The sequence below is a fragment of the Budvicia diplopodorum genome (assembly GCF_009800925.1).
Classification (GTDB): domain Bacteria; phylum Pseudomonadota; class Gammaproteobacteria; order Enterobacterales; family Enterobacteriaceae; genus Budvicia; species Budvicia diplopodorum.
Map to the genome: position 1 here is coordinate 169,845 of NZ_WOYF01000007.1, position 12,615 is coordinate 182,459.

The window sequence follows — 12,615 nt, forward strand, 5'->3', positions numbered from 1 at the left end:
CCGGCCCTGTTTCTTGTCGTTATTACTTCTGCTTTCTTAGCGCCATAATGGCTATCGAACCAATACAGGCGACGGAACCAATGGCAACCAGTCCGGCGGCTGGGCTATTAAACACGGTTTCTGCATGAACGCGGATAATTGGGGCCGCGAAGCTGAAGAAAGCGCCGAACATATTGATAAAGCCTATACTAACGGCCAGTGCGCTACCAGAAAGAATACTGGTCGGGATAGCCCAGAATATTGGCTGACAGGCAAAGAACGCGGTTGCGCTTAAGCATAGTGCAATGATAGCGCCATACGGGCCTGCAACGGAAGAGCTCATAATTGCGATACCGCCGACGAATAGGGTTGCGGCTGCAATTTTGCGTCTTTCCTGAGTGCGGTCTGAATAACGAGGAATAAAGAACGTTCCGAACAGCGCGCAAATCCACGGAATAGCGGTAACAACGGAGGTCATGAAGTTAACTGAACTGCCCATAATCGAGGCAACTTGGGTCGGTAAAAAGAAGATCAGACCATACACGCCGCACTGGATTGTTCCGTAAATCAGGGCCAAATGCCATATTCTAGGGTTTTTCAGCGCTTCAATAATGCTGGAGGCTTCCTTTTTGCTCTCTTCGGTTCTGAGCTGATTTATCAGCACCGTCTTTTCTTCCGCAGACAGGAAGCGGGCAGAGGTTGGCGCATCGTCTAAGTAGTAGAATGTCCACAGACCGGCGGCAAACGCCAGCCCACCTTCAATAATGAACATCCAGAACCATCCCGGATGACCAAGCAGGCCGTGCAGTTCAAGCAGCGCACCGGATAACGGGGAACCAAAGGCCATGGCTAAGGGGGCACCCATATAGAACAGGCCCATAACGCTGGCGCGGTTAGACTGCGGGAACCATTGGGAGGTCAGGTAGATCATACCAGGGAAGAAGCCGGCTTCGGCAATACCCAGTAATACGCGTACGGTAAGGAATTTTGCTTCGCTATCGGCATAGCCCATCGCCATTGAAAGCGCACCCCAGGCTAGGGTGGTGACACCGATCCAGCGTTTAGCGCCAAACTTTCTTAAACATAGGTTTGCCGGTGCGCCTAAAAAGGCGTAAACCACGAAAAACAGTCCAGCACCCAGAGCATAGGCTTCGTTACTTAGGCCGATGTCTAGCTGATAGGTTTGTTTGGCAAAACCGATATTTGATCGATCCAAAAAGGCTAATATATATAACATCAGCATAAATGGTATTAGTCGCCATTTAGTTTTATTAACGATCGACGGTAAAGATATAGACATAGTATGTCCTTATAAAATTATGTAGTTATATGTTGTTAGGATTAAATAAACCGAATTCTTATTTTTAGTTACCGATAAAAGCGTTTAATTACATTGTTTTGTTAGTTTTACTTGCCAATAGACTATCGGAATACGGTCACTTTCAGGCGGCCGAGAGCCAGCACGTTAAATGCTACGGGCTCAGGGCCAAGCCTTTCTACCGGCCGTTATGGAGTGCGAGGACATAGCCTGTCACGCTTTCCCTCCGATTGACTATTTTTAAGAGCAAGCGTTCAATCGTTAAACTTTGTCATCAGCCTAAATAAACGGTTTATTATTGGTTTTTTAATTCTTATCATTATTACGTATTAATTATTACCATTGACCTATATCAGTAAAGTTATCCTGTTGGTCAAAAATAAATTGAGTCGGTTCAGTTAGTATTTCAATGTTATTATTTGCTTTGGCATCCTCCAGCATATTTTCAGAAATATATATTTCACCGACGTGCAAGGTGTTGGCTATTCTGACCATTCGAGCTTCAGTCCGGCCGTCTAATATAATGCAGGTTTTAATGGCTACCTGAATGGCTCGTTTATCCGACGACATGATAACCGGGATAAAGCCATCGCGGGCCAGCCGAGACGTAATCACGTTTGGATAAGTTTCCGGCAGGTCGACCTTGTCATACAGGCGCTGAGTACAGTAATCTGCCCATCCCATACCGGTGGCGTTACCGCCGCTTTGGTGGTGTAGGTCTAATACGGTTATGCGGTCAGGCCTGATGGTCGCGATAGGTTCAACGAAAGGCGTAGGAGCCCGTCCCATCACGTGTCCGTCCATACCGCCGCCGGAATAGATCTTGCCCATGAGATCGATAACCGCAATATCTACGTTATCAAACATGATCTTAGGAAAGTAAGTTTTTGACTCCGCCAGCAGGGCAGTTTCGCGCTCTTCTAAGCGGTCAGCGGCAATAGCTTCAATCTTAACGACTTGGTCATAGGCATTTTCAACCGTACCCACGCCGAATAAGAACGGAGCTTTTTTCACCTTAATTCTGGCCATATCGACAATGTTTTTTGCCATATTGCCAAAGCCATGGGTATGGCAAGAATCGGCACCGTCCTGTTTACCAAAACCGATGGTAATCATTTTGATAATGCCGCTTTCTATCGGTGCGGTGAAGGCGTTGTGCGCTTTGATGCGGTTAATGGCAATAATGCCGTCAGCCTGCATGGCATTCTTATCCATTAAGATCGGCAGGCCGTTATCCAGTTCGCCGAGCTTGACCGTTTCCATCGATGAGCGAATTTCACAGCCCAGCGTTTCTTCGGTCATGCCGAGGTTTTCCAGCACGTGTCGCTGTCCCTCAGCCGTGGCTCCGCCGTGGCTACCCATTGCCGGAACGGCAAAAGGCTTAGCGCCGAGGGCTTTTAGTTCTGTAATGACTGCTCGGGCTATTCTGGGGATTTGCGCAATTCCGCGGCTGCCAACGCCAACGGCAATCGTCATGCCAGGTTTAATGGTTTGTCTTATTTCTGGCTTATTTAGCTGTTCCCTGACGACCGACTCAATATCAGCAATTTCGTCCGGAGAGGCGAAGTGCTGACGAATTTTTATCATATTGGGCAAGGGGACATCTTGTAATAGTTCGTCAATAAAAGACATGGTAATAACTCCTATTCATGCTTATCAAAATAATTAGCTATTCTTTTTGTTATTGATGCACCGCTATCTGTTCCTGTCTTACGGCATAGATTCATAGCCGTGCATCAATAATCAGTAATTACATGATTGAGCCGATATTCCAAGGGACAAATTCCAGACCACCGTAGCCGAATTGCTCACTCTTGGTTTTCTTGCCCGACGCCATTTCGAGGATCATGGTATATAAACGCTCGCCCGCTTCGGCGATGGTTTCTGTTCCTTCAACCACGTTGCCGCAGTTAATGTCCATGTCTTCTTCCTGACGCTGCCATAGCGTATTGTTGGTCGCCAGCTTTAAAGACGGAGTTGGCTTACTGCCAAAAGCAGAACCACGTCCGGTGGTGAAGCACAGCAGATTCGCACCGCCAGCAATTTGCCCGGTTACGGCGATAGGGTCGTATCCCGGGGTATCCATAAATACCAAGCCTTTGGCGGTGACCGGCTCTGCGTACTCATAAACGTCGACTAGGTTAGAGGTTCCGCCTTTGGCGATCCCGCCCAGCGATTTCTCCAGAACGGTCGTCAGGCCGCCAACTTTATTACCGGCAGACGGGTTATTGTTCATCTCACTTTTGTTCCGGGCGCAGTAGTCTTCCCACCACTCAATGCGGGCAATCAGCTTTTTACCGACTTCTGGCGTAACCGCACGGCGAGTCAGTAAGTGCTCTGCGCCGTAAATTTCAGAGGTTTCTGATAGTATCGCCGTACCGCCTTGCTGAACGATTTTATCCGCCGCATAGCCGAGTACCGGGTTGGCTGAAATACCGGAGTAACTGTCAGAACCGCCGCACTCTAAGGCTAGAATGATTTCAGAAACCGGTACTACTTCGCGTTTAACCTGATTCGCTTCAGCCAGCATACCGTCAATCACGGCAATGCCTTTATTGATGGTTTTCTGGGTTCCGCCGGTTTCCTGAATGGTCATGGTGTGGAGCATTTTGCCTTCAGTCAGCTTTTCAACCTGAATCAGATCTTTAATTTGGTTAGATTCACAGCCAAGACCAATGATAACGACGCCAGCAAAGTTGACGTGGCGGGCATATCCGCTCAGCGTGCGGCGCATAACGTCCATGGCTTCACTATCAAAACCAATGGCACAGCCGAAACTTTGGGGCAGGGCAACCACGCCGTCGACGTTAGGATAATTTTCTAAACCCACTTTTTTATAGTGATCTTCAATGGCGCGGGCAACGGTAGCGCTACAGTTTACCGAGGTCAGAATGCCGATGAAATTGCGGGTTGCTACACGCCCGTCGGCACGTTTGATACCCATAAAGGTATCGACTTTTTCCGCCTTAGGCAGCTCAATGGTATCTTCACCGAAGGCATAATCCCGGGCGAAGTCGCCCATGCTCAGATTATGGGTGTGAATATGGTCACCGGCTTTAATGGCTTGAGAAGCAAAGCCGATAATCTGACCGTAGCGTTTTACCGCATCACCGGCGGCAATATCGTGCAGGGATATTTTATGACCTTCCGGAATGTCAGACTGAACGGTGACGTTTTCGTTAGGCAGCAGGGTTCCCGCAGCGATCGGAGAACGGGCAACCACGACGTCGTCGTTAGGGTTGAGCTTTATTACGGGATAAACATGACTCATGAAACCTCCTGATAATAATTTTACCCTTGGCCCTGACTTTATTATGGCATCTGTAGCAGCGGGGTGGGTTTTGCCCGTTTGCTACAGGTGTCAGTGACTTTTGGGTATAACTTGCGATTCTTATTGTTATTTTGCGTTAATGCCAACGGATTTCAGAATGTCTTTAACCTGAGCAATCTTATCGGCCGAAAGCTTTCTCACCGGCGCAATTACTTCCGTTGAAATATCTAAACCTGACGCTTTAATGCCTTCTTTAACTACGCCAAAGAACGGCGACTCAAGGGCGTATAGCGACGAAAGCTTCGCCAGAGTACGCTGTAGTTCAAAGGCCTTTTCATAGTCTTTATTGACAAACGCTTTGTATATGCCACCGGTAACCTGTGGGGCAATATTGAACGTGGCAGGAATGCCGCCGTGGCCGCCAAGGATTAGGGTGTCCAGCATATATTCGTCGTAGCCAGAGAAAATAATAAACTCAGGGCGGAAAGCGTGGACCCGGTTAATTATTTCGCGAGTATGGCTGATATTATCGATAGTATCTTTGATGCCGATGATATTCGGCACGTCTTTCGCTAAGCGGGTAATAATATCGAGGCCGATATCTTGTCCGGTTAACGCCGGGAAGTTATATAACATCACCGGAACGGTCAGGCTTTCGCCAATAGTCTTATAGTGGTGATAGAGATATTCACCGTTTAGCATTGCATAATAAGGGTTCACTACCAGTACGGCCGCGGCACCAATTTTTTGTGCATGAAGCCCGTATTGAATAGTTTCATCGGTACCCGGTGCGGCAATGCCCAGCAGTACTGGTACTCTGCCAGCTACGTGCTGCATGGCAAATTCTGCGACTTCAAGACGCATTTCATGAGACATATGACAAAATTCACCACCGCTGCCCAAAATCAGCATGCCGTTGGCACCGTTTTCAATCACTCTATCGATCAGTTTGCCCATACCTACGCGGTCGAGCTTGCCTGAACCATCGACGATAGTCGGAACCGGCGGGAAAATACCTTTAAATTTATCAAGACTCATATTATGCAGCGCTCCATTTAAAATAAGTTCCGTATATGGAACTGTTGTTCTGTGTGTTAATACGCTGCTCTCCATTCTCGGGATAGTCAACTTTTTTTTATGCAAAACGAGATCGGGTAAATAGAACTGTGATCGGCTTAGTATTTTACCCTGTAAAAATGACAGTTCTGGTGCCGAATTTCAGCGTAAACCGGGTATGCCTGAGTCCGATAAAATGATGGAAAAAGGCGTACCGAAATGCGTCAGAATATTCAGCTAATCCCTCAATATAATGTGATGTGCGTTTGGCCCGCGGCGTGACAACCGGCCTGCCGGTAGAGAGAAGAAAATAGCCAACGGTAAAGCGGCCTGTCGTCAATACGGCAGGCCGTAGGATTGTTTAGAGAATACCGCTAAAATTATGCCATCAGTTTACGGCGCATACCCTCTGCGTCTGCGGCCCGAAGCGCGGCCAGAACGTTCTCAGGCGTAATTTCAAAAGGCTCGTTGTGGATGGTTTCACCTTCATTACAGGATGCCTTAGCCACTTTCATCAGGTCTTCATCGCTGACCTGCTTCAGACCAATATCTTCTAACGTGATAGGTAGCCCGACCTGCTGGCAGAAGGTGTATACCGTATTGATAATGTCAGGCTCTCTGTCGGTCAGCATTAACATTGCCAGCGTACCGAAGGCAACCTTTTCGCCGTGCCAGTAGCTGTGGGTTTGTGGCAGAACGGTCAGGCCGTTATGGATGGCATGCGCTGCCGCGAGGCCGCCGCTTTCAAAGCCCAAACCGGAAAGCAGGGTGTTGGCTTCAATTACGTGCTCAAGGGCCGGCGTTACCTGCTGTTGCTCACAGGCAGATTTAGCCAGAACGCCATATTTTAACAGGGTATCGTAGCAAAGGCGTGCGAGACCAAAGGCAGACATCGGGCCCGGGCGAGAGGTCATGTTTCCCGCCATCTTAATTCTGCAATCTTCGGCTTCAAACCAGGTTGCCAGCGCATCACCAATGCCAGAGACCAGAAAACGAACCGGAGCCTGAGCAATCACTTTTGAATCGACCAGCACCACGTCAGGGTTGCGTGGGATCATCATGTAGCGTTTAAACTGGCCTTCTTGAGTGTAAATCACTACCAATGAGCTACAGGGAGCATCGGTCGACGCCAGAGTAGGAACAATGGCTATGGGAAGCTTAAGCCCTGCGCCGGTAGCTTTAGCGGTATCTAAGGTTTTTCCTCCGCCCATGCCGACCACGACTTCTGCACCATAGGCTTTAGCCAGCGCTGAAATTCGCCCGATCTCTTCATCGCAACATTCGCTATTAAACACCTCGACCTGATAGTCAACTTTGCCGTCGAGTGCTTTAGCAATCTTGTCGCCCAGCGCTTTATTAACAAACGGGTCTTGTAACACTAGCGCTTTCTTGCCTAGGCGGGATAGCTCTTCGCCTAAGCACAGCTTAATAGCATCAGCACCCTGAACATAGCGGCCGGGAAAAATAGCAGTAGTAATCATTTTTTATTCCTTAAAGGTTGTTGAAAAATAGTTACGGCTGCTGATTTGTTCTTCATGTGGAACATATGTTCTTTATGTGGATTCATATTCAACTCGGCCGAGTTAAGAGTCAATCGTATGTACCGGTAAAGTTGAATTTATGTGACCGACAGCAATATTTTTTTGCTGCTATAGGTGAGGGGAGCGTATTAATAATCTGATATCTATTGGTTTTCCCTGACGCAGTGATCGGTCAGTCGTTTTGTACCTGCCGTTAGATATCTTGTTCTATATAAGGTGAAGCTGTTCTGTAGAAAAACAGTGTATCAGGGACGCTAAATCTGACTCGACCTTATGATTATGAAGAATAATTGATTAATGCGTGGCAACGGTGGCATTCCACCGCTTGGATCGTCAAATGGTCACGATTAATCGGGAAGGGTAGCAGCTTCCTGTTACTGGCTTTTTGGGCCAGCTACAGGTATTTAACGCCGATCTTGACTGTGTTGCTCGATTGGATATCTAAACGATTAATAACGAGAAAATTCAATCCCATTACGCTATGCCTGAATTATTAAATTCATTTATATCGTTATATATAAATGATATCCGTTTTTTCAATCATTAATTTATTTTTACACAAGGTTGTATTAAGGGTGTACCCAAATGTAGTTATCATTTAAATGGGTGTTAATTTGTATTTATTATGTTAATGAAATTCTCTCATTGATTATGAAAATATTATTAAAAAATAATTGAGCGCGTTTATATTTAATTGAGATCTTTTATTTTGATTTGGATGTGCCATTTAGTTTATTTCTCTCTTTGTTGCTGATTTGTTGGGGTATAACTTCAATCTGGTTATTTATTCGATCGAATGTGCTGTGCGTCAATATTTTCGTAAATTTATCTTCTTTTACCATTTTTGGGTGTTTAATAAATAAAAACTACATTATAATCCGCTGGAATTAGGGTTTTAAAATTATAGGAAGACTTGTTTGTTCTATGATTCATCGCGTATGAGTTGTGGGATTATATATTTTTACCATTCAGTAACAGTGTGTTAATTGGCTATTTATTAATGCTGAAAGTGTACCTGAATTCAGTTGGTTCAATTTCTGGAGTAATTATCTCCATTTAATTATTACCCTTCTGAGTAACACGTTATCCGATGGAAAAATAAACAAAAATTATCATATTTCCAGAGCTAATTAGTTAGCTCTCTGGAAATTGATGTCGTGAAATCACAGGGATTGACTTATTACCTTTTGGAGCTTTTATGAACAAAGTATATCGAATTATTTGGAACAGTGCGCTGGGGCTGTGGGTTGTAGCCTCTGAATTGAGCCGTGGTAAAACTAAAAGTACGGTCAGTTCGGGGACAACGCTAAGCCGCACTGTTACGCCGATATTTAGAAGCAAAAAATCGCTGCTTAGCGCTATCGTTAGCGTCGTACTAATGGGCACTTCAGCCGTTGCCACTGGGGCCACTGATATTACTATTGATCCGACGGTAACCGTCGGTGAATTTAACAACAAAGCCAGTAGCATTAGCGTTAATGGTGGTACCGTGAATTTGTCCGGTGACACGATATTTTCTGGCTCTACCGGCGTCGATAAGCGGCTTTATAGTATCGTAGAGGGCTATAACGCAGGCTATGTGAACGGAGCAGTCGACCCTAACGGAACGTTTACCTTAGTTTATGGTTCACAAAGCGGTAGCGTTGTTGTGCCTGACCCCATCACCGGGGGGGCGACGACCGTCAATATTTACAATAATTCGAACATCACTCAGGTCACTCCGGGCGGGGCATTTGGCTTCTATGTTTATAAACCTACGCCTGCTGGTGCCAGTCCGTTTATTGAAGCTGAGATCGCTAACGTCACTAACGGCGGTACGCTAAACATAAATGTCAACGGTATGGTGGGCGATACCTCAGTTAAGAGTACCGCTTTTATCAAGGTCACTGATGGCACGGCTAACTGGAATTCCTCTAACGTAGTGGAGTTTGCGGATATTTACGCCGATGTTACCTTCGGAAGTTTAGTGCCAGCGAATCAGCTAATTGCTACCCAGACTTATAATGGCACCTTTACGGTGACCACCAGCGATGGTGTACAAACCCGAACGGTTAATAATCTGGCCGACTTTCAAGCCTATAACAGTTGGCTGGCTACGCAACTGGCTGCCGGTAAGCTGGGCAGCGGAACGGCAGCCCAGTCTGCATATAATGCGGCTATTGCGGCAGCGGTCACGACAACCAGTAATAACTACCAGTTAATTCGAGACCCGCTTTTGATCCCGGCAAGCGATCCGCTATATCAGGCAAACGGTACACAGACTGCGATGCATGCTGACGGTGTCAATGCGTTGGCGCAGGTGGGTACTACCGGTTCTATAACGCTATCATCAGGCAAGGCGGCTTTGTTAGCCTCTAATGGCGCTACCGTGATTAATAACGGCACTGTCACAACCTTTGGATATAACGAGCCCGGTGGATTAGTAGCCAATCTTGGTGGCCATGCCATTAACAACGGCGTACGTAATCTCGGCGAGTTAAGCGGCCTACGCAGTTCCGGGGGCTTTGATTCGGTGGCCGGTGCCGGTTCCACCTATGTCAATAATGGCGTCGTCAACCTAGCTGGCTGGAACCGTAACAATACAACTGGCTCCAAAAATATTGGGCTTTACGTTCGAAATGGGGCAAGTGCGGAAAACCACGGGACTTATAACGTCGGTACTATTACCACGACCGGTACCTCTACGCTATATGGCGTTGTTTTGGATCTAGGTTCAGCCTACTTTGCTAACGAGACCGATGGTGTGATGTACCTAGGCCGCGAAGGAAGCACAGATACCACTTCCGCATCGATTGCCCGGGGCGGTGCCAATGTCGTTCAGACTATCGGCGGGGATTTGATCCGGGTGTCAGCGACGAGCGCGGTAGTCGATAACAAAGGCTCTCTGATCGTTGGCGATCTGGTTCAAAACGGTCGCGCGATCAATATTACTAACGTATTGCCTGTTCATGTGACGAATCACGGTACCATTACGGTTAATGGTCACTACAGCGCTAGTCCGGGGGTTAACTACGGAATAAGCACCGTTAACTCTGCGACCGGAACCGTCGTAGATAATGCGGGCACCATTAACCTGCTGGGCATAAATAATATTGGTATCCAGACTTCTCTTGGCGCTAAAGCCTTATCCAGCGGGACTATCAATATAACCGGTGGAACAGACCCGGCTTCGGGTTTGCGCAACTATGGTCTGTGGTCGCATAACCCGAATAGTAAAATTACGTTAACCGGTAAGGTTAATCTAGCTGGCACCGGCGCGATTGGCGTTCACGCCCGTGACGGCGGCAGTATTGCTATCGACGGATCGGGGGAAGTGAAGTTCGTGTCCGGTACTGACCAGATTGGCTTCTTCGTTTACGGTCCGGCAGCCTCTCTGACCAATACCGGTTCGGGTACTATGAATGTTTCTACTGAACGTTCTACTCTGTTCCGTATGGAAGACGGTGCCGACTTTACCGGCGGTACGGGTGCCGGTTCTGCGCTCACTGCATCTGGTAAAGATTCCGTTGCGGTGATGGTGACCGGCTTAACCGGTACCGATGTATCGGCCTATAACTCTGGCGGCATGACGCTCAATCTGAGCGGCGAGAATGCCACCGGCGTGTTAGTGGAAGGCGGGGCGCAGGGTAAAATTGCCGCTATTGCTAACATTAACTTGATCGGCGTCGGTGCCATTGCCGGTATTGCCGATGGGCAAAAACACGACTTAGCCGGTGCTAACGTTGGTGCACCGATTGCCGGCGTACTTAACAACGCAACTCTCGATGCGGGCGTTGCCGGTTTTGGTACCGGAACGCTTCTGGTGGCCGGGGCCAATCTAAATTCATCTCTGGATGACGTTACCGGCTATATTGCCCGTAACCGTTCAACCTTGAGCAACTCCGGCAATATTACCTTTAGCGGCAAAAACACCACCGGTATTCAGGTATTAGACGGCTCTGTTGGCGGCAACAGCGGTAGCATTACCTTACAGGACGGCGGTATTGGTCTAATAGCCAGCTCGTCGAATTTGGCTACCACCATTAATAATAGCGGTAACTTAGTGCTAAAAGGCGGCACCAACGCCAACCGCACTAAGGGTATTCAGGCTTCGGGCAGCGCAGTCACGGTCAATATGACCGGCGGTTCTATTGATATGCAGGGGCAAGGCGCGGTCGGCGTTGAGGCGATGGCTGGCGGTAAGGTGATCCTGTCCGGTAACTCATTACCGGTATTTGCCGCTGAAGCCACCGGCGTGACCGACCAGATTGCCTTCCGTGTCATTGGCACTGGTTCAAGCATTCTGACTAGCCTACTGCCGGGTAACATACTGGACGCCAGCGGTAAACAGTCGACGCTGTTCCGTATTGAAGACGGCGCAGCGCAGTCGGGCGTGCTGCAGATGCAAACCTCCGGTAAAGATTCTAACGGTATCTGGGCCACCGGCGCAGGCACCACGGTGATCGCCTCTTCCGGCAGCGACTTCCAAATCTTAGGCGCGGGCGCAAAAGGTATGTATATCACCGGCGCGGCCAAGGGTACGTTAAAATCCGGCACTACCGTCAGCCTGGTGGGCGATGGCGCAGTGGTGGGCGTAGTTGACGGCAACGAATATGATTTGGCCGGTAACATTCTGACCAGTAATACCGGCTCTACCCTGACCAATGAATCCAACATTACCAGCACCTTAAATAATGCCATCGGATTTATCACTCAAAATCAGGGGCTATTAGTTAATAAGGGCAATATCGACTTTACTCTGGGTAGCGGCAACACCGGCGTGAAGGTGATTAACGGTAAGTTTGAAAACACATCCAGCGATATTAAAGTCAACGGCGTTGCCGTATCGGTGGAAGGTGCAGGCTCAGTCGTAACCAGCACCGGCGGTAATATCGTCGCGACCAACGGCGAAGCGGCGATTAAGCTCGGTCAGGATGCATCGCTCAATCTGGCCGGTAGCGGTTTAGGTACGGTTGAAGGACAAGGCACCGCGCACGGTGTGTTATTGGATACCGGCGCCAAAGGCCTGATAATTGCCGGTGCAAAAATCAACGTCAATGCCGCCGGTGCAACCGGTAACGGCGTTGAAAACAAGGCTGAAATTAGCGGCCTGCAGCTAACCGGCACCACCCAAATTAACGTGGCTGACGGCAAAGGTATCCGTACCGCGGCAACGTTAGCGCAAACGAACCAAGGTTCGATCAACGTATCCGGCAGCGGTACCGGTCTGGCGTTTGAAACCGCCACCGGCGGCGTGGTGGCGAATACCTCCCAACTGGATATGTCTGATTCAACCGCGCTGGTGATTAACCTGAACGGCGTCGGCGGTACCGGTATTCTGGTCAACACCGCGGATGATGCCACGGTGAAAAGCGGTGCCAGCGTGAACGTTGCTCAGGCTAACGGCGGCTCAGCGCTGGTGGTGAATAACTCGGCGGCATCGGTTATTCAGAGCGGTAATCTGAATTCAT

General features: G+C 48.4%; 6 protein-coding genes. 1 reads left to right on the top strand and 5 read right to left on the bottom strand.

The window, feature by feature from the left end:
• Nucleotides 1-22: 22 nt before the first annotated feature.
• From GVI43_RS09385 to GVI43_RS09405, 5 genes are all read right to left on the bottom strand, one after another.
• Nucleotides 23-1,279, bottom strand: coding sequence for an MFS transporter (locus GVI43_RS09385; protein ID WP_159566599.1), 1,257 nt, complete (start codon nucleotides 1,277-1,279; stop codon nucleotides 23-25).
• A gap of 354 nt (nucleotides 1,280-1,633) precedes the next feature.
• Entirely contained in the window at nucleotides 1,634-2,929 is a 1,296-nt protein-coding gene (locus tag GVI43_RS09390) for a nickel pincer cofactor-dependent isomerase, group 22 (protein WP_159566600.1), read from the bottom strand.
• 118 nt (nucleotides 2,930-3,047) lie between these two features.
• Nucleotides 3,048-4,568: a UxaA family hydrolase gene (locus GVI43_RS09395; RefSeq protein WP_159566601.1), complete on the bottom strand. Its 1,521-nt coding sequence runs from the start codon at nucleotides 4,566-4,568 to the stop codon at nucleotides 3,048-3,050.
• Nucleotides 4,569-4,694: 126 nt separating this feature from the next.
• Nucleotides 4,695-5,606, bottom strand: a complete 912-nt coding sequence (locus tag GVI43_RS09400; RefSeq protein WP_159566602.1) for a dihydrodipicolinate synthase family protein — start codon at nucleotides 5,604-5,606, stop codon at nucleotides 4,695-4,697.
• 398 nt (nucleotides 5,607-6,004) lie between these two features.
• On the bottom strand, nucleotides 6,005-7,105 hold the full coding sequence (locus GVI43_RS09405) for a glycerol dehydrogenase (protein ID WP_159566603.1): 1,101 nt from the start codon (nucleotides 7,103-7,105) through the stop codon (nucleotides 6,005-6,007).
• A 1,258-nt stretch (nucleotides 7,106-8,363) separates the two neighbouring features.
• On the opposite strand from GVI43_RS09405, the gene GVI43_RS09410 reads away from it, so the two are divergent.
• On the top strand, nucleotides 8,364-12,615 hold a 4,252-nt coding region (locus tag GVI43_RS09410; RefSeq protein ID WP_211959079.1), incomplete at its 3' end, for an ESPR domain-containing protein.